The organism is Kluyvera sp. EC_51 (assembly GCF_019584505.1).
Taxonomy (GTDB): Bacteria; Pseudomonadota; Gammaproteobacteria; order Enterobacterales; family Enterobacteriaceae; genus Kluyvera; species Kluyvera sichuanensis.
Map to the genome: position 1 here is coordinate 17,655 of NZ_VDAG01000009.1, position 18,866 is coordinate 36,520.

Sequence of the window (18,866 nt, forward strand, 5' to 3'; positions counted from 1 at the left end):
CCCTGTAGCTTCAGCCGGCGATGCCGCCGGCTATTACATGAGTTCTGATAACTATTACTTCCTCGGAAACCTGCAAAGCCTCTGGATAGGCGAAGGGGCCAAAGCCCTGGGGCTGGAAGGCGCTGTCCGGGGGGATAACCTGACCGCCGTGCTGCACGGCTTTCTGGATAATGGTGAGCGTCTGGGACGCGAGATTGACGGTAACCACGTTCACCGGGCCGGGCATGACCTGACGTTTTCTGCCCCCAAAAGTGTTTCAGTGCTGGCGTTGATTGGCAATGACAAAGGCATGCTGGAGGCGCATAACCAGGCGGTTGAGATCGCCGCCGGCTATGTAGAGAAACTCATCTCCGCACGGGATACCCGTGACGGCATCACCTCGATTGTGCCGACCGGAAAGATGGTGGCCGCCGCGTTCACCCACGATACCTCCCGTAACCTTGATCCGCAGCTGCATACTCACCTGATTGTGGCCAACATGACCGAGTCCGACGGCAAGTGGAAAGCGCTGGCCACTGACTATATTCACAACGCCGGCTTCATCGAAACCGTGATGAAAATGCAGGTCACGCTGGGGAAAATTTACCGTAACGCGCTGCGGGAACGGGTTGAAGCGCTCGGCCATGAGATTGAAGAAGTGGGCCCACACGGAATGTGGGAAATTAAGGGCGTACCGGAAGAGGTCAGAGAGGAGTTTTCCTCCCGTGGGAAAGAAATCGAGGGCGCGGTCGGGGCCGAGGCCACGCTGCGTAGCCGTGATGTGGCGGCTAAAGATACCCGGCAGGCGAAGGTTGACCCGTCGCGCCTGCGTCTGATGGAACGCTGGAACCAGCAGATGCGTGATAAAGGCTTCGATCTGCACGATTACATGCGGACGGCCGCAGAGCGGGCGGTCCCGCCGGGCATGGAGAGAGAGCAACCTGGCCAGCACGACCGTGCGGAAATCAGCAACGCCGTGATGATGGCGGTATCGCATCTGAGTGACAGCAAAACCCGTTTTACCTGGGGTGAGTTATTGCTGGCCACAACGGAGTTCAGCGACCGACTGCCTGATGCCGGCGAGCTTAAAGCCAGCATCAATACGGCATTGAAAGAAGGGATCATCATTCCGCTTGATAGTGAAAAAGGCGTGTTCACCTCGCGTATCCACCTGCTCGACGAACTCTCTATTCAGGCGCTCAGCAAAGAGCATCTCCAGTCCGGGCGGGTGGTGAGTTTCGAGCGAACGGCTCCGCCCGCGCCGGACACGCTCAGAAATATCGAAACGGATGCGCTGGTACTGATTAATGCACCTTCAGGCGTTGCCGGTATCAGAGATCTGACCCGGACACTGGCGGAGTCCGGCACGGCCCGTGGACGTGATGTCCGGGTGCTGGCCAGTTCGGCAGAGCGCGCGGCCTCGCTCGCAAAAGCCGAAGAACTGAAAGACAAACTGATCGGGCGACCGCAGCTCCTCAGCGGGGAATTTTCCCTGAAGCCGCAAAGCACGCTGATTGTGGAAGGGGCTGAACGTCTGGGGCTGAAGGAAACCCTGGTACTGCTGGGCGAAGCACGGGAGAAGAATGCACAGCTCATTTTCCTCGACAGCGCCGGTCGTCAGGCCAATGGGAACGCGATGTCGGTACTCGAGTCCGCCGGTGTCAGCCGGACCCGTTACAACATGCAGGTCACCGGGCTGGAAACGACGGTGCAGAGCATCGCGGACAAGCGTGACCGCTACGATGCCCTGGCGACCCGTTACGCTGAACTCAGCGGGGGAGCGGATGCCGTGACTGCTGTGGTGATTGGGCAGCGCGAGCAAAAACATCTGACCAGTCTGATCCGTGATGCCTTACAGAATGCCGGTCAGCTTGAGCGTGACAGTGTCACTGTCGAGACGCGTACCCCGGTCTGGCTCGACAGTAAAACCCGTAAAATGACGGGGTCGTACAGGCCAGGCCAGGTGCTGGAAGACCGCAGCGATGCCAGAGAAACGCGTCACTTCGTGATTGACCGGGTCCATGAAGAGACGCGTGTCTTATCCCTGATTGACCAGGACGGGGTGCTGGTACGTCAGAAGCTGAGTGATATCACGCCCGACTGGCGCCTTTTTAACCGAGAAAACATTAACGTGGCGACCGGGGAAAAACTGGTTGCCGTGGCGGCCAGTAAGTCTGCCGGCGTAAAAGCGAAGGACCGCCTGACGGTATCGGCGGTTTCAGCAACCAGTCTGACGGTGGAGCACAAAGGCAAGGCGGTCGAACTGCGAACAGACCAGCCGTTTTACTTCACACATGGTTATGTGGCGGCACCGGGCGGACGTGACAATGACAGCGGCATCGTGCTGGCGGCGCTGAACGCCAGGGATATCACGGCCCAGACCATGAACTCACTGGCGCAGTCGGGAGACCGGGCCGAGGTCTTTACCGCAGAAACCACGGAGAGAGCGGAAGCCCGTCTGCAGCGGATGCAGAGTAACACCTCGCCAGTGCAGCTGGTCCGCCGGCTCAGCGGGCGTGAGGACATGACTGAGGCGGTGTCCACATTGCAGGATGGGGTGAAATCGGGGGCGGCGCTGGCGTTAGCGCGTGCCATTGGCGATCAGCGGGAAGTGAGCTTCAGCGAACTGAAGCTGACGGCCGCCGCCGGCGAGTACCACAATAATGTGCTCGATATCCAGGCTGAAATCAGCAAGGAAATTAAAGCCGGGGGCTTGCTGGCGGTGAATGTGAACGGTGAAACGCGCCTCGTTGCCCGTGAAACCTGGGAGATGGAAAAGGCCATCATCAGGACGATTGATGAGGGGAAAAACACGCAGCCAGCGCTGATATCGCAGGTGGATGAATCCCTGCTGAATGGCCTGACCGATGGCCAGAAAACGGCTACCCGGATGGTGCTGGGCACCACCGATCAGTTTATCGGGGTGCAGGGTTACGCCGGTGTGGGGAAAACGACCCAGGTGAAAGCGGTTAAGGCCGCGCTTGAGACCTTACCCCAGGGGGGCGCGTCGAGCTGCAGGGGCTGGCCCCGACTCACCAGGCGGTCAAAGAGATGTCAGACGTCGGGCTGGTTTCCCAGACGATTAAATCATTCATTGTCGAGCATGATCAGCGTGTCGCGGCCGGTGATAAACCGGACTATCAGGGGAGAATGTTTCTTATCGATGAGTCCTCGATGAGCGGCAACCAGGACACGGCCGCGCTCTATCAGGCGATCCAGAATGGTGGCGGTCGGGCCGTGATCATGGGGGATAAAGATCAGTTTGAAGCGGTCGATTCCGGTGCGCCGTTCAGGCTGGTTCAGGAGCGTAGCCCGCTGGATGTGGTGATCATGAAGGAGATTGTGCGCCAGAAAGAGCTGCAGCTGAAAAATGCGGTTCACGACATCATTGATAACCGCGTGGACGCGGCGATCAGCCGGATTTCGGCGGTCAGCCCTGACAAGGTTGCCCGTGAAGCCGGCGCGGTATCGCCGGGCAGTTCCGTTCAGGAGACGGAAACGCCGGTAGACGATATTGCGGCCGACTGGCTGGGGAGAACCCCCGAGGTCAGGGCACGAACGCTGATCATTACACAGCTGAACAGCGACCGTCAGGCGGTGAATCAGGCTATCCGGCAAGGACTCGCGGAACGGGGAGAGCTGGGCGACCGCGCGGTGACCGTACCCATTCTGGAGAACATCAGGCATACCCGCCATGAGTTTAATAAAACGAAATCCTGGGAAACCGGGATGGTGGTTAAGCGGGGCGACAACTACCAGGACGTGGTCGGTGTCGGCCGGAACGGCGACCTCATTTCGGTGAGAAATGAAGAGGGCAAGCTGGCCTTGTTGTCCCCGAAAGAACTCATTACCGGTGATGTGCAGTTGTTCCGCCGGCGGGAAATTACCGTTCGCGGTGGGGATGTCCTGCGCTTTACGGCCACCGCGCGCGACCTGGGGCAGGCGGGGAATGAAAAATTCACGGTCAGTGAGGTGAGGGAGAACGGCGAGCTGGTCATGCAGGGCGAACACGGACGTAAGGTTATCCAGCCCGCAGCGGTGCGTGCCGAACAGCATATTGACTATGGCTGGGCGGTGACAGGGTACGGCGCACAGGGGACCAGCCGTGATTACGTGATTTCGCTCGAGGGAACAGAAGAAGGCCGTCGCGGGCTGGCCACACTCCGGGCTTTCTACATCACGGCATCCCGTGCAAAAGAACATGTACAGATTTACTCGGATGGTGTCCGTAAGTGGCTGGATGCCGTGAAAACGCCGGATAAGGAGCTTAAAACGGCACATGATGCGCTGAAGCCGGAAACGCAACGGCAGCAGGCGAAAGCTATCTGGGCAATGGGACAACCTGCAGGGAAAACCGCCATCGGACGGACCTGGTTCCGGCACCAGAATCTGCCGGCAGATGCGCTGAACATCAAAGTGATCCCGGCGACCCGGCGACACCCGGAGCCGGCAATCGCGATTCGTCTGTTTGACCAGAACGGAAAGAATGCGGGCCTGGCACTGGTGTCGCTGGTTGCCTCGGAGACGGGGCGGCTGACCCAGGGGGAGACGCGGATGGTGGCGACCGATGGTGTGCAGGCGGGAATACTGCAGCAAAGCCGCAGCGGTGAAACCCGCGTGGCCGCCTCTTTTGATGATGCGCTGGCCACCGCGAGAAAACACCCACGGGATGGGGTGGTGTGGCAAACCGGTGATGTGCCGCCGTCAGAATCTTTGCTCAGGCTGACCCGTGGTGCTGTGGCGCCTGGCGAACTTCAGTTAGCGGCCATTGTGGCAGATCTCGACAAAGACATACGTCTCCCTGCGTTGCCGGTGACTCTGGATAATGCTGAAAGCCTCGTGGTGGCCAGTATTACCCAGGCACAAAACGAGAGCGCGGAGCTGCAGGCGCTGGTAAGCCAGGTTAAACCGGATAAACCAGACATGGCGAAGCCGGAAGTGATTATTCCTGAATCCGCCCTGCGTCTGCCGGAAGAACACCTGCCTGTGCTGACTGAGCCCGATAAAGAGCCGGTGGTGGACAGTATCGGGCCGGACGTACTGCGAAGGGCCGGTGAGACGACGACTGGCAATGCTGATGATGTGCGGGCCGCCAGAAAAGCGGGTATGGACCTCGATAACCAGGCGGTACCGGAAACGGGGCAGACGGGCGACCGTCAGCTGGCCACGCGGGTGGCGGGTGAAATGGCAGAGCAGGCGGCCGCTGAGAAAGCCCGGATGATGCCGGAAAGAGAACAGGGGCGTATGCCAGAGCATGACGAACATGGCCACGGCCAGACCCGTCATATCCAGAAAGAACGATAAGTGCAGGAGCTATGATGAAACACAACGTATTACTGGCAACAATAGTTACAACATACATGTGCTTTTTAAACACAGCAACGGCGGCCACGCCGCCGGTTTTCACCCCGGAGCAGGAGGCCCGTATCGGCCAGATAGCGACAGATTATCTGGTTGCCCATCCGGAAGTACTGGTTACGGTTTCGCAGAAGCTGCAGGCGCAACAACGTGAACGGCAACAACAGGTGTTTGCCCTGAACGTGATGAACCACCTGCAGGAGATTGTAGCCGACCCGGATACGCCAGTGGTCGGCCCGGCCAGTGCCAGCGTGGCCGTCATTGAATTCTTTGATTATCAGTGCGTGCACTGCAGTCGCCTTGCCCCCACGCTGGAAAAAGTCATGGGCGAACGCGCCGGGGCAAAGTTCCTGTTCAAAGAATGGCCTATTTTTGGTGAGCGCTGGCCCGCGTCAGAACAGGCTGCAGAGCGTGGACTGGCTATCTGGAAAGCCGCGGGGGCAGACGCCTACCTGAAATACCACAACGGCATTTTCCACACGGGCCATACTGAAGGTGCGCTGTCGTCCGGGGATATCGAAAACGCCACGATAGCCGCCCGGATGCCCTCCTCGTGGAAACCTGAAGTGATGTCGGCCGCGCTGGCACGCAACGATGATCTGGCCCAGGCGATTGGGCTGACCGGTACTCCCGGTCTGATAGTCATGCCACTGAAAAATCCGTCACTCTCCACGATTAGCGTTTTTCCGGGCACCGTGAGTGCCGGGCAGCTGCTGGCCGCGATAGATAAAGCAGGCTATTAACGTCACTGACGCCGGCGCCATGCGCCGTTGTCCAACCCTGGTGGCGAGGAAACGCAGGTTTTCCCCGCCGCCAGGGTTCTGGTATGAAACCCGTGAGCCATGACCTGAAGCCCTTCCCGCCAGAGGGTGCTTCAGGGGCAGACTTTCCCCGTCCTTTCGCAGATCGATTTCACAGTTATGTCGATCCTCCGGAAAAAATCAGATCAAACCGCAGATTTCTGCACCGCCGCTGCTGGAATTCAGAGATACAACACGATAAACTCCGATTCCAGTGTGTCGCCTTGTGGTGGGGCTTTACACTGATTAAATTACGCTTTTTTCATGAAGAGAGTGGCCATGAACGCTGGCAATGCCGGTAACGCCTTGTGGTGAGGTGATATGGTCACCGTTGATGAAAAAAGTACGGCTGCCATCAGTAAATGCGGACTGGTGGGAGAAGGATAATGGAATGGACGAATCCTGAAATCGTCCGGGAGCGGGGTGAGCCTGAACGGGTTGCCCTGAACGCAAAAACCCCCCGATATCTGTCTCAACTTGGCGGAAGGTCAGGTATCGAGGGGTCCAAAAGCAGGCGCTGTGCCTGTGAAGGATTATAACGCATGCAATTCAGAAAACAACATCCAGCCACCACAAGTTCGGGCCGGATGAATAAAACGACTACCCACTCACGTCAATGCTATGTTGTGAATCCGATGCCGGCATTCTGTCGCCCGGAGCACCATAAACATACGCTACCTGCGTTTAACCGTCGCCTGCTGGGGATGCTCGGGAAACGGGATATCTCCCGCTGGGAAGGTTTTTACTTTTACGACGCCTTTCACCATAAAACACACCAGCCTCTCGATCGTAAGCGCCATTTCAACCGGCATCGTGCGCGGGCAATGAACGCGCTGGTCCAGGCAATGGTGTATCACCTCAATATTGTCAGCGGTACCGTCCCTGTCAGCTTTACCACGCTGGCTCGTGAAGCCGGACTGGCCACACACTCGGCAGCCGGCAATGAGTCCATCACACGAGCCACGCGCGCCGCGCAGGATCTGGCCGCGTTTGGTCTCATTTCCTATAAGCTGTTATGGGATAAGGTGACCCGCCAGTTTTTCCCTGCCGACATCGAAGTCACCGATCGCTTCTTTGATATGGCCGGCTCGACGGCGGAAGCCTGGCAGCACGCCCGCAATCAGCAGCTCGCCTGGATAAACCAGGGACTGGTGACGAAGGGGGAAAAACCCCTCACGCTCAGCGAAGCGCGCCGCCGGCAGAAAGAAAAGCTGATTGAAGTGGCCTGGCAGAAGCGTAAGAACGACCGTCATATCCGCCAGCAGCAGAAGATGGCCACGCTGATAGCCCGCCATGATGAGCCGGATTTACGGCACCAGGTTTCCTGCCAGATCCAGCTTGAGATGAGCCAGGGGCAACATCAGGGGCTCTCCCTGACCGAGTTCCGCCATCTGGTCAATAAGCGTATCGCCTGGATTAACGCCGTCGCCCGCCCCAGAGAATGACTCTCCTGTGTAAACTATCCGCTTCACGGCGGAGGCTTCTGCACGTCCGTCCCGCCCCGCTGTACAAATTTCCCGCGACTGACTCACCGCATTCACCTCGCTGCGCGTCTGGCCACGAGGCTGGCTCGTGTTATCAACATTTAAATGCAAGTGGTTTTCATTTTTCTATGCAATCAGAAGGCTGAATGCATGGTGACCTTATCTTTACTTCTCTACAGAAAAAAAGAACTTAAGCGCTATCGCTCTGTGGATGACTTCGCTTGCAGTGGCCACGGCCACGCCGCTCAGAGATGAAGTGCCTCCCGTCTTAACGACGGGCGCTGACGCCCGCAAATCAGCAGCACCGGCGCAGCCACCACCAGAACGACCCCGCCCCGGCCCGAAGGGCCGGAACAGCGCCGTTTTTGATGATGGATGTTGTAACTAGCATTGAGCCACATGTCTTTAGTCGCTGGAGTATCGAGGAACACGCTCGTAAGCGCCCCTGTGGGCCGCTAACGCGGAGATACGCCCCGGCGGCGGCAAAGCCTTGCCGTGACCACTCCGACCGCGCCATAAAGGCTCTGTGTCGCGAATAGCCCGTATGGCTAATCAGGATGGGGGGGTGAACTGTCGTTCTCACCGTCATCAGGTCATTTAAATGCAGCGCCAGGCTCACCCCGGAGCCGGAAAAGAAAAACCCCGCGCAATACTGCGCGGTCGTATCGCTGCGCTCCCATGCGCGTAGCGCATCAAACAGTTGGCGGCGGCATCGCACGTATTAAAAGGTCGCAGTGAGCACGCCAAATAGCAGTAAATGGCCAAAATAAGATACGTAAAAGAAGTTGCGTGGCATGAACCGTTTGTCGTTTTTGAGCGAGACTTTCTGTGCAACTGAGATTGTGGCCAGAGGTAAGATCACCGTAGGCAATACGGCGTAGAGCAGAGTATTTGCCGGCTGTGTTCCGATGTGAGCAACACCGTTCAGAGTCAGCAGCGCAGCGGATATCAACGTCTCTGGAATGATATTCTTCTCGTTGAAAACTGGTGACAACCAAATTGCCAGTGAAAGGGCCAGTACCAGTCCCTGAAGGCCGTAACTGGCTGGCGCCAGCAATGGCAGACTTGCCAGAATAAGAAGGCCGCAACGGAGAAGTCCTTTTTTTCCATGTAAGTGCATCCACGCCAGCAGCTGCGTGCCGACCGCAAAAACGAACAGAATATTGGCCGCATACCACGGGTCGTGTTTGTTGAACGCCAGATAAAAAATGGGTTGGGTGATTATTGCCCACTTCCATAGACGTTTCGCGCGCAGCGGGAGTTTCTCGGGCGTTCTCTGTATGTTTATGGCCCATACCAGGCAGAACAGTGGAAAGGCCATCCGGCCGATCGCATACATCTCGGGGCGAGCTGGCGACAGGAATAGCGTGTTGAAGTGATCGAGCAGCATCGCCAGAAACGCAACAAGCTTTATCGTATCGAGTGACCGAGGACTCAACTGTAGGATATTTAAACGAAACGTCCGGCGCTGTATTGCGGATAGATCGCTCATTACTGTTCCCCTTTGGACTCCGACTAAGAATCAAGGGTTAGAATGGATGAACTCCAACCCTAGAATGCAAATAGCCTAACTTTAATTCAATATTAAGGGGCGGATGCCGATAACACTTTAGACAGTTTTATATCTGAGGTAGTTATGTCGTTGAAAAAGTCGTCCCTTGCCATTCTGCTCGCTTTGCTGTTTTTCTTTGTTGCCAGTGCCGCAACCAATGTCTGGCTGGCCATTAAAAGCAATGATTCACTGGATAACGTGAATAAAGAGATCCAGGTGGTGTTATCCATTATCGATCCCATTAACCACAGCCGTACCCTGCGCGTGCGGGTCATGGAGTACATGAAGCAGGCGGAGAGCGGAGATACCGCCGGTCTTGCGGAGAAGCTGGACTCGGTAAAGCTGGCGCTGACCAAGGCCGATGGCGCGTTTGCCGCCTTTAATGCCGCGCCGCGTCTGGCGGATGAAGCTCCGTTAGTGAAAAATTACGACGACGCCTGGCTTGCCTACCGTAATCAGGGACTGGCACCGCTGATTGATGCGGCCTCGGCGCATGACGCGGCAAAATTTGATGCCCTGATCCCGCAGATCTCCCGTCTCGACCGCCAGTACGAAATCGTCCTCGACCAGGTGCTCTCCGTGCACCAGAAATACGCGAAACAGCTGAATGACGATGCGCGATCCCACTTTGCCTCTGGCTTAGCCATTATTGCCGCCTTTGCTGCGCTGTTTGTGGTGGTGATTATCGGCGTGAGCGTACTGATGAAGCGGTTTGTCTTTGCCCCGATTAACCTGGCGCGGGCGCACTGCAGCCAGATCGCTGCCGGTCAGCTGACGGAAGCGGTGCCGCAAAAAGCGGGCTCGAACAACGAAATCGATCTGCTGATGGGCTCGATGGAGCAGATGCGTCTGGCCCTGCTGGAGACTATCTCTCAGGTGCGTGAAGCCTGCCGTACCGTCAATTACGCTTCGCAGGAAATTGCCTCCGGCAACATCGATCTGGCCTCGCGTACCGAGCAGCAGGCGTCAGCCCTGACGGAAACCGCCGCCAGCATGGAGCAGCTGAGCGCTACCGTCGCCAATAATACCGACAATGTGTATCAGGCCGGGAAGCTGGTGCAGGATGCGGTGAATAACGCCCGCACGGGGGAGGCCGTGACCCGCGAGGTGATCGAGACCATGAACACCATCGCCGCTAACTCCCAGCGTATCGAAGATATTACCAGCGTGATTAACAGCATCGCCTTCCAGACCAATATTCTGGCGTTGAACGCCGCGGTTGAAGCCGCCCGCGCCGGCACCCAGGGACGGGGATTTGCGGTGGTGGCAACGGAAGTCCGTACCCTGGCGCAGAAGAGCGCCGTGGCGGCGAAGGATATCGAAAACCTGATCGCCCAGTCGGTCTCCAGCGTGAAAAACGGTTCTCAGCTGGTGAATCGCTCGGGGGAGGTGATCCATGCCATTATCAATTCGGTCAATAAGGTGAACGCGCTGATGGAGCAGATCTCGGTGGCGTCGGAAGAGCAGAGCCGTGGCATCGGCCAGGTCGGCCAGGCGGTAACCGAGATGGACGGCGTCACCCAGCAAAACGCCGCCCTGGTGCAGGAGTCCGCGGCCGCGGCCGCCTCGCTGGAAGAGCAGGCGAAACACCTGACCCAGAGCATCGCCAGCTTCAGACTGCCGGAACCGGCATAATTCCTCCCTGTAGCCCTTAATGCCCGGCGGCGCTGCGCTTGCACGGGCCTACGTTTCTGTAGGCCGGGTAAGGCGTAGCCGCTACCCGGTAATACAGTTCGCACCCTTCGCAGTGACCCATCTCACATTAATTTTCCTGGTCTATGCTTGATGTTCATGCGCGGTATCACGCCAGCGCATTTTCTGGTAATGACTCCAACTTACTGATAGTGTTTTATGTTCAGATAATGCCCGATGACCTTGTCATGCAGCTCCACCGATTTTGAGAACGACAGTGACTTCCGTCCCAGCCTTGCCAGATGTTGTCTCAGATTCAGGTTATGCCGCTCAATTCGCTGAGTGTAACGCTTGCTGATTACGTGCAGCTTTCCCTTCAGGCGGGATTCATACAGCGGCCAGCCATCCGTCATCCATACCACGACCTCAAAGAGGTCCGCTTGGAAAACGGAATCTATGGTCACTCCCGTTTTTGCAACACCGATTTTGACGATAAATTGGCTTGCTTGAATCTATCCGGCGTCTGAATGGGATTTTATTCCCGCGCCTCGATGAGTTCCGCGCCTGATGAACCTCCAGAAAATATACGGCTTCAATGAGCCTTTCCGTTTTACAGGTTCCTCAACAGGCCGGTGGGCCGTTAGTATCATCAATATCAGTATTCGCAAAACCAGATCAGTGATTCTTTAAACCGGTGTATTTCTGCCGTTATGCTACATAAGTTTGCTGTCGTGCCGTTAGGGCCCAGGCTATTCTGGCCAGCTTGTTTGCCAGAGCACAAGTGACGACAAAGTTGCTTTTCCTACACAGTAGATCCCTGACCCAATCGGCCAATTTGCCAGACTGGTGTTCCAGTTTTTGTATGAATACCCTGGCACATTGAACCAACAAAGTTCGGATCTTTTTGTTACCTCGCTTACTAATTCCCAGCAATGTCGTCCGACCTCCCGTGCTGTACTGTCGAGGCACTAGCCCTGTTGCCGCCGCAAAGTCACGACTGCTGGCGTACTGCTTCCCGTCGCCAATCTCAGTTGAAATAGTACTCGCTGTCAGTGTTCCGACGCAGGGAATGCTCAGCAAGCGCTGTCCAATCTCATCTTCGTCCAACTTTCGTTTCAACTGGGATTCCAAATCTTTAATCTGCTCAACAAGATAGTGATAATGCTGTTGTAATTTCAGCAATAACTGGCTGAGGTATAGAGGCAAACTATTGTCCTCAAGAAGGGTACTCAGTCGGCTAATAACGGCAGCTCCTCGTGGAACGCTGATGCCAAATTCCAGCAGAAAAGCATGCATCTGATTGGTTGTTTTTACCTTATCCTGAACCAGGGATTCACGGACACGATGCAGCGCACGCATTGCCTGCTGAGATTCAGTTCTGGGCTGTACAAAACGCATAGACGGACGCGATGCAGCTTCACAAATAGCTTCGGCGTCGACAAAGTCGTTTTTGTTACTTTTAACGAATGGACGGACAAATTGTGGTGATATCAGCTTAGGAAAATGCCCCAACTCTTCCAACTTGCGTGCCATAAAGTGAGAGCCACCACAGGCTTCCATTGCGATGGTTGTAGCGGGGCATGTCGCCAAAAATTCGATTAACTTTGGCCGTGTAAATTTTTTACGGTAAACAGCCTTGCCGCGACGATCCTGGCAATGAATATGGAAAGAGTTTTTACCCAGATCGATACCAATGAGCGCAATGTTTTCCATGATAGTTCTCCGAATGAAAGCCTGTCCTCAGCATAGTACCGGGAAGGAGGGAGTGACCATCTCATTAAATATCCTACGTTAAGCCTATTTTTTGAGCTGGCATGACGGGCAGCTATGAGCGAAGTATAGTCATTCGCCCTATCTCTTTTGTCGCACTTTCAACAAGGGGTCGTCTCAGAATTCGGAAAATAAAGCACGCTAAGGCGTAGTCACCCCGTGACTCCCCCGCGCCGATGCAGCGAGCTTCGTTCCGTCTTGCAGTGACGCAATCAGCGGGCAGGAAACGTTCCCTTTCCGCGCATGGCAGGCGCACACCAGTTCAGACAGCACGGCCTCCATGCGTGCCAAGTCGGCCATCTTCTCGCGCACATCCTTGAGCTTGTGCTCGGCCAGGCCGCTGGCTTCCTCGCAATGGGTGCCATCCTCCAGCCGCAGTAGCTCGGCGATTTCGTCCAGGCTAAAGCCCAGCCGCTGGGCCGATTTCACGAACCGCACTCGTGTTACATCCGCCTCGCCATAGCGGCGAATGCTGCCATAGGGCTTGTCTGGCTCCGGCAGCAGGCCCTTGCGCTGGTAGAACCGGATGGTCTCCACATTGACCCCGGCCGCCTTGGCAAAAACGCCAATGGTCAGATTCTCAAAATTAATTTGCATAAATATCCTACGTTAAGCCTATTTTTTGAGCTGGCATGACGGGCAGCTATGAGCGAAGTATAGTCATTCGCCCTATCTCTTTTGTCGCACTTTCAACAAGGGGTCGTCTCAGAATTCGGAAAATAAAGCACGCTAAGGCGTAGTCACCCCGTGACTCCCCCGCGCCGATGCAGCGAGCTTCGTTCCGTCTTGCAGTGACGCAATCAGCGGGCAGGAAACGTTCCCTTTCCGCGCATGGCAGGCGCACACCAGTTCAGACAGCACGGCCTCCATGCGTGCCAAGTCGGCCATCTTCTCGCGCACATCCTTGAGCTTGTGCTCGGCCAGGCCGCTGGCTTCCTCGCAATGGGTGCCATCCTCCAGCCGCAGTAGCTCGGCGATTTCGTCCAGGCTAAAGCCCAGCCGCTGGGCCGATTTCACGAACCGCACTCGTGTTACATCCGCCTCGCCATAGCGGCGAATGCTGCCATAGGGCTTGTCTGGCTCCGGCAGCAGGCCCTTGCGCTGGTAGAACCGGATGGTCTCCACATTGACCCCGGCCGCCTTGGCAAAAACGCCAATGGTCAGATTCTCAAAATTAATTTGCATATCGCTTGACTCCGTACATAACTACGGAAGTAAGCTTAAGCTATCCAAACCAAATTTGAAAGGACAAGCGTATGTCTGAACCACAAAAGTCTGAACCACAAAACGGGCGCGGCGCGCTCTTCGCCGGTGGGCTGGCCGCCATTCTTGCGTCGGCCTGCTGCCTGGGGCCGCTGGTTTTGATCGCCTTGGGGTTCAGCGGGGCATGGATCGGCAACCTGACGGTGCTGGAACCCTATCGCCCGATCTTCATCGGCGCAGCGCTGGTCGCGCTGTTTTTCGCCTGGCGGCGCATCTACCGCCCGGCGCAAGCCTGCAAACCGGGTGAGGTCTGCGCGATTCCCCAAGTGCGAGCTACTTACAAGCTCATTTTCTGGATCGTGGCCGCGCTGGTCCTGGTCTCGCTCGGATTTCCCTACGTCATGCCATTTTTCTATTAATCACAGGAGTTCATCATGAAAAAACTGTTTGCCGCCCTCGCCCTCGCTGCCGTTGTTGCCCCCGTGTGGGCCGCCACCCAGACCGTCACGCTGTCCGTGCCTGGCATGACCTGCGCCTCTTGCCCGATCACTGTCAAGCACGCGCTTTCCAAGGTTGAGGGCGTGAGCAAGACCGACGTAAGTTTCGACAAGCGCCAGGCCGTCGTCACCTTCGACGATGCCAAGACCAACGTCCAGAAGTTGACCAAGGCGACCGAGGACGCGGGCTATCCGTCCAGCCTCAAACGCTGATCCGTTAACCGAACTCGGGAGCGACACATGGGACTCATCACGCGCATCGCTGGCAAAACCGGCGCGCTCGGCAGCGTCGTTTCCGCGATGGGCTGCGCCGCCTGTTTTCCTGCCATCGCCAGCTTTGGCGCGGCCATCGGACTGGGCTTCTTGAGCCAGTACGAGGGGCTATTCATTGGCATCCTGCTGCCGATGTTCGCCGGCATCGCGTTACTCGCCAATGCTATCGCTTGGCTCAATCATCGACAGTGGCGACGCACGGCGCTCGGCACGATAGGCCCGATCTTGGTGCTGGCAGCGGTGTTTTTAATGCGGGCTTACGGCTGGCAGAGCGGTGGACTGCTCTATGTCGGCCTGGCCTTGATGGTTGGGGTGTCGGTCTGGGATTTCATCTCGCCAGCACATCGCCGCTGCGGGCCGGACAGCTGTGAATTGCCAGAACAACGTGGCTGACGGCAACAGCCGTAGCCACCACAGAAAAGGAAAAATACATGACCACCCTGAAAATCACCGGGATGACCTGCGACTCGTGCGCGGCTCACGTCAAGGAAGCCTTGGAGAAAGTGCCCGGCGTGCAATCGGCGCTGGTGTCCTATCCGAAGGGCACAGCGCAACTCGCCATTGAGGCGGGCACGTCATCGGATGCGCTGACTACCGCCGTGGCCGGACTGGGCTACGAGGCAACGCTTGCCGATGCGCCACCGACGGACAACCGCGCCGGCCTGCTCGACAAGATGCGCGGCTGGATAGGGGCCGCTGATAAGCCCAGTGGCAACGAACGCCCGTTGCAGGTCGTCGTCATTGGTAGCGGTGGAGCCGCGATGGCGGCAGCACTGAAGGCCGTCGAGCAAGGCGCGCAGGTCACGCTGATTGAGCGCGGCACCATCGGCGGCACCTGCGTCAACTTCGGTTGTGTGCCGTCCAAGATCATGATCCGCGCCGCCCACATCGCCCATCTGCGCCGGGAAAGCCCATTCGACGGCGGCATGCCACCCACACCGCCGACGATCTTGCGCGAGCGGCTGCTGGCCCAGCAGCAGGCCCGTGTCGAAGAACTCCGTCATGCCAAGTACGAAGGCATCCTGGACGGCAATTCAGCCATCACCGTTCTGCACGGTGAAGCGCGTTTCAAGGACGACCAGAGCCTTATCGTTAGTTTGAACGAGGGTGGCGAGCGCGTCGTGATGTTCGACCGCTGCCTGGTCGCCACGGGTGCCAGCCCGGCGGTCCCGCCGATTCCGGGCTTGAAAGAGTCACCCTACTGGACTTCCACCGAGGCCCTGGCGAGCGACACCATTCCCGAACGCCTTGCCGTAATCGGCTCGTCGGTGGTGGCGCTGGAGCTGGCGCAAGCCTTTGCCCGGCTGGGCAGCAAGGTCACGGCCCTGGCGCGCAATACCTTGTTCTTCCGTGAAGACCCGGCCATCGGCGAGGCGGTGACAGCCGCTTTCCGTGCCGAGGGCATCGAGGTGCTGGAGCACACGCAAGCCAGCCAGGTCGCCCATATGGACGGTGAATTCGTGCTGACCACCACGCACGGTGAATTGCGCGCCGACAAGCTGCTGGTCGCCACCGGCCGGACACCGAACACGCGCAGCCTGGCATTGGAAGCGGCGGGGGTAGCCGTCAATGCGCAGGGGGCCATCGTCATCGACAAGGGCATGCGCACCAGTAGCCCGAACATCTACGCGGCCGGCGACTGCACCGACCAGCCGCAGTTCGTCTATGTGGCGGCAGCGGCCGGCACTCGTGCGGCGATCAACATGACTGGCGGCGATGCGGCCCTGGACCTGACCGCAATGCCGGCCGTGGTGTTCACCGACCCGCAGGTCGCCACCGTGGGCTACAGCGAGGCGGAAGCACATCACGACGGGATCGAGACCGACAGTCGCCTGCTAACACTGGATAACGTGCCGCGTGCGCTTGCCAACTTCGACACACGCGGCTTCATCAAGCTGGTCATCGAGGAAGGTAGCGGACGGCTCATCGGCGTGCAAGCGGTGGCCCCGGAAGCGGGTGAACTGATCCAGACGGCGGTGCTCGCCATTCGCAACCGTATGACCGTGCAGGAACTGGCCGACCAATTGTTCCCCTACCTGACCATGGTCGAAGGGCTGAAGCTCGCGGCGCAGACCTTCAGCAAGGACGTGAAGCAGCTTTCGTGCTGCGCCGGATGAGGAAAAGGAGGTGTTCAATGAGCGCCTACACAGTGTCCCGGCTGGCCCTTGATGCCGGGGTGAGCGTGCATATCGTGCGCGACTACCTGCTGCGCGGATTGCTACGGCCGGTCGCGTACACCACGGGCGGCTACGGCTTGTTCGATGACACCGCGTTGCAACGGCTGCGCTTTGTACGGGCTGCCTTCGAAGCGGGTATCGGCCTGGACGCACTGGCGCGGCTGTGCCGGGCGCTGGATGCTGCGGACGGTGACGGTGCGTCTGCGCAGCTTGCCGTGTTGCGGCAACTCGTCGAGCGTCGGCGCGAGGCCCTGGCCAGCCTCGAAATGCAACTGGCCGCCATGCCAACCGAACCGGCACAGCACGCGGAGAGTCTGCCATGAACAGCCCAGAGCACTTGCCGTCTGAGACGCACAAACCGATCACCGGCTACTTGTGGGGCGCGCTGGCCGTGCTCACCTGTCCCTGCCATTTGCCGATTCTCGCCATTGTGCTAGCCGGCACGACGGCCGGCGCGTTCATCGGGGAGCACTGGGGTATTGCAGCCCTCACGCTGACCGGCTTGTTTGTCCTGTCTGTGACGCGGCTGCTGCGGGCCTTCAAGGGAAGATCATGACCGCTTCCCAGCCAGCCGAGAGTGGGCAGCTTTGAGCTTCGCTACCAATCTGGAGGAGTACCACCATGAACGCAAACGCCCCGAACACTGCCAGTTGCACCACCTGCTGCGTATGCTGCAAAGAAATTCCGCTCGATGCCGCCTTCACCCCGGAAGGCGCGGAATACGTCGAACATTTCTGCGGGCTGGATTGCTATGAACGCTTCCAGGCACGCGCCAAGGCCGCGACAGAATCTGACATTGCGCCTGTCCCTGGCGGTTCGCAGCCGTCAGATTGAGGCATACCCTAACCTGATGTCAGATGTTGAGCACAAACAACGTCAGAGTAGGGTATTAATTTATATTTATTGACACACTCAGCCAAGGGTAATAGATTTCATCCTGACATTTTTACCTTTGGAGGCATCTTGCAAGGTCAACGTATCGGCTACGTTCGCGTCAGCAGCTTCGACCAGAATCCTGATCGACAACTGGAACAAATAGAAGTCGGCAAGGTATTCACCGATAAGGCTTCAGGCAAGGACACACAACGTCCCGAACTTGAAAGGCTGCTGGCCTTCGTCCGCGAGGGCGACACCGTGGTGGTGCATAGCATGGACAGGTTGGCACGCAACCTTGATGACCTGCGCCGCATCGTCCAAGGGCTGACACAACGGGGCGTGCGCATGGAGTTCGTCAAAGAAGGGCTAACGTTCACCGGCGAGGACTCACCGATGGCCAATCTGATGCTGTCGGTCATGGGAGCCTTTGCTGAGTTCGAGCGCGCTCTGATCCGCGAACGTCAGCGCGAGGGAATCGTGCTGGCTAAGCAGCGCGGGGCCTACCGGGGACGAAAGAAATCGCTGAACAGCGAACAAATTGCCGAGTTGAAACGGCGAGTTGCGGCAGGCGACCAGAAAACCTTGGTGGCCCGTGACTTCGGCATCAGCCGCGAAACCTTGTACCAGTACCTGCGGGAAGACTGACCATGCCACGCCGCTCAATCCGGCACTGTTGCAAATAGTCGGTGGTGATAAACTTATCATCCCCTTTTGCTGATGGAGCTGCACATGAACCCATTCAAAGGCCGGCATTTTCAGCGTGACATCATTCTGTGGGCCGGTCTTCCGGAGCCTGTCATACGCGTAAAACAGCCAGCGCTGGCGCGATTTAGCCCCGACATAGCCCCACTGTTCGTCCATTTCCGCGCAGACGATGACGTCACTGCCCGGCTGTACGCGCGAGGTTACCGACTGCGGCCTGAGTTTTTTAAGTGACGTAAAATCGTGTTGAGGCCAACGCCCATAATGCGGGCGGTTGCCCGGCATCCAACGCCATTCATGGCCATATCAATGATTTTCTGGTGCGTACCGGGTGTTGAGGCCAACGCCCATAATGCGGGCGGTTGCCCGGCATCCAACGCCATTCATGGCCATATCAATGATTTTCTGGTGCGTACCGGGCTGAGAGGCGGTGTAAGTGAACTGTAGCTGCCATGTTTTACGGCAGTGAGAGCAGAGATAGCGCTGATGTCCGGCAGTGCTTTTGCCGTTACGCACCACCCCGTCAGTAGCTGAACAGGAGGGACAGCTGATAGAAACAGAAG

Annotated in this window: 17 protein-coding genes and 2 pseudogenes; 13 read left to right on the forward strand and 6 right to left on the reverse strand. The window is 57.7% G+C overall.

Going from position 1 to position 18,866, the window contains the following annotated elements:
• The first annotated feature begins 37 nt into the window (after positions 1–37).
• The 4 genes from mobF to repA all read left to right on the forward strand — a co-directional run bounded on the left by mobF (position 38) and on the right by repA (position 7,582).
• Positions 38–3,157, forward strand: coding sequence for a MobF family relaxase (gene mobF / locus FHC49_RS24570; RefSeq protein WP_370631744.1), 3,120 nt, complete (start codon positions 38–40; stop codon positions 3,155–3,157).
• Positions 3,046–5,283, forward strand: coding sequence for a conjugative transfer relaxase/helicase TraI domain-containing protein (locus FHC49_RS24575; RefSeq protein ID WP_370631746.1), 2,238 nt, complete (start codon positions 3,046–3,048; stop codon positions 5,281–5,283). Before mobF ends, FHC49_RS24575 begins: the two co-directional genes overlap by 112 nt.
• A gap of 14 nt (positions 5,284–5,297) precedes the next feature.
• Complete coding sequence (locus tag FHC49_RS03400; protein WP_220438716.1) at positions 5,298–6,080, forward strand: thioredoxin domain-containing protein; 783 nt, start codon at positions 5,298–5,300, stop codon at positions 6,078–6,080.
• Positions 6,081–6,724: 644 nt separating this feature from the next.
• The gene (gene repA / locus FHC49_RS03405) at positions 6,725–7,582 is read left to right on the forward strand and encodes a plasmid replication initiator RepA (protein ID WP_220438717.1); all 858 of its coding nucleotides are present in this window, start codon (positions 6,725–6,727) and stop codon (positions 7,580–7,582) included.
• 760 nt (positions 7,583–8,342) lie between these two features.
• Here repA and FHC49_RS03410 read toward each other — a convergent pair.
• Positions 8,343–9,113 (reverse strand): TraX family protein, encoded by a 771-nt coding sequence (locus tag FHC49_RS03410; RefSeq protein WP_220438719.1) that lies wholly within the window; start codon positions 9,111–9,113, stop codon positions 8,343–8,345.
• Between the two features lie 144 nt (positions 9,114–9,257).
• On the opposite strand from FHC49_RS03410, the gene FHC49_RS03415 reads away from it, so the two are divergent.
• Positions 9,258–10,808, forward strand: a complete 1,551-nt coding sequence (locus tag FHC49_RS03415) for a methyl-accepting chemotaxis protein (protein WP_220438721.1) — start codon at positions 9,258–9,260, stop codon at positions 10,806–10,808.
• A 200-nt stretch (positions 10,809–11,008) separates the two neighbouring features.
• On the opposite strand, the pseudogene FHC49_RS03420 reads toward FHC49_RS03415, so the two are convergent.
• The 4 genes and pseudogenes from FHC49_RS03420 to merR (FHC49_RS03435) all read right to left on the reverse strand — a co-directional run.
• Positions 11,009–11,236 (reverse strand): annotated as a pseudogene (locus tag FHC49_RS03420) (IS1 family transposase); the annotation flags it as partial.
• Between the two features lie 277 nt (positions 11,237–11,513).
• The gene (locus FHC49_RS03425) at positions 11,514–12,518 is read right to left on the reverse strand and encodes an IS110-like element IS4321 family transposase (protein ID WP_000427620.1); all 1,005 of its coding nucleotides are present in this window, start codon (positions 12,516–12,518) and stop codon (positions 11,514–11,516) included.
• Between the two features lie 198 nt (positions 12,519–12,716).
• Positions 12,717–13,172 carry an Hg(II)-responsive transcriptional regulator gene (gene merR / locus FHC49_RS03430; RefSeq protein ID WP_001166628.1) on the reverse strand — a complete coding sequence of 152 codons (456 nt, stop codon included), beginning with the start codon at positions 13,170–13,172 and terminating at the stop codon, positions 12,717–12,719.
• Positions 13,173–13,304: 132 nt separating this feature from the next.
• Complete coding sequence (gene merR, locus FHC49_RS03435; RefSeq protein WP_001166628.1) at positions 13,305–13,760, reverse strand: Hg(II)-responsive transcriptional regulator; 456 nt, start codon at positions 13,758–13,760, stop codon at positions 13,305–13,307.
• A gap of 71 nt (positions 13,761–13,831) precedes the next feature.
• Between merR (FHC49_RS03435) and merT the strand changes: the two genes are divergently transcribed.
• From merT to FHC49_RS03475, 8 genes are all read left to right on the forward strand, one after another.
• Complete coding sequence (merT, locus tag FHC49_RS03440; RefSeq protein WP_001294656.1) at positions 13,832–14,197, forward strand: mercuric ion transporter MerT; 366 nt, start codon at positions 13,832–13,834, stop codon at positions 14,195–14,197.
• Positions 14,198–14,212: 15 nt separating this feature from the next.
• On the forward strand, positions 14,213–14,488 hold the full coding sequence (gene merP, locus FHC49_RS03445) for a mercury resistance system periplasmic binding protein MerP (protein ID WP_000732275.1): 276 nt from the start codon (positions 14,213–14,215) through the stop codon (positions 14,486–14,488).
• A gap of 27 nt (positions 14,489–14,515) precedes the next feature.
• A complete protein-coding gene (gene merC / locus FHC49_RS03450; RefSeq protein ID WP_000522996.1) occupies positions 14,516–14,941 on the forward strand; it encodes an organomercurial transporter MerC in 426 nt (141 codons plus the stop codon).
• Between the two features lie 38 nt (positions 14,942–14,979).
• On the forward strand, positions 14,980–16,665 hold the full coding sequence (merA, locus tag FHC49_RS03455) for a mercury(II) reductase (protein WP_094166768.1): 1,686 nt from the start codon (positions 14,980–14,982) through the stop codon (positions 16,663–16,665).
• A 17-nt stretch (positions 16,666–16,682) separates the two neighbouring features.
• Positions 16,683–17,048 (forward strand): mercury resistance co-regulator MerD, encoded by a 366-nt coding sequence (gene merD / locus FHC49_RS03460; protein WP_001277466.1) that lies wholly within the window; start codon positions 16,683–16,685, stop codon positions 17,046–17,048.
• The gene (merE, locus tag FHC49_RS03465; protein ID WP_001087807.1) at positions 17,045–17,281 is read left to right on the forward strand and encodes a broad-spectrum mercury transporter MerE; all 237 of its coding nucleotides are present in this window, start codon (positions 17,045–17,047) and stop codon (positions 17,279–17,281) included. The genes merD and merE overlap by 4 nt, the downstream gene beginning before the upstream one ends.
• Before the next feature lie 65 nt (positions 17,282–17,346).
• Positions 17,347–17,559 (forward strand): DUF3330 domain-containing protein, encoded by a 213-nt coding sequence (locus FHC49_RS03470; RefSeq protein WP_000993245.1) that lies wholly within the window; start codon positions 17,347–17,349, stop codon positions 17,557–17,559.
• A gap of 129 nt (positions 17,560–17,688) precedes the next feature.
• Positions 17,689–18,246, forward strand: a complete 558-nt coding sequence (locus tag FHC49_RS03475) for a recombinase family protein (protein WP_001162010.1) — start codon at positions 17,689–17,691, stop codon at positions 18,244–18,246.
• A gap of 135 nt (positions 18,247–18,381) precedes the next feature.
• On the opposite strand, the pseudogene FHC49_RS03480 reads toward FHC49_RS03475, so the two are convergent.
• A pseudogene (locus tag FHC49_RS03480) lies at positions 18,382–18,866 on the reverse strand (IS1 family transposase); the annotation flags it as partial.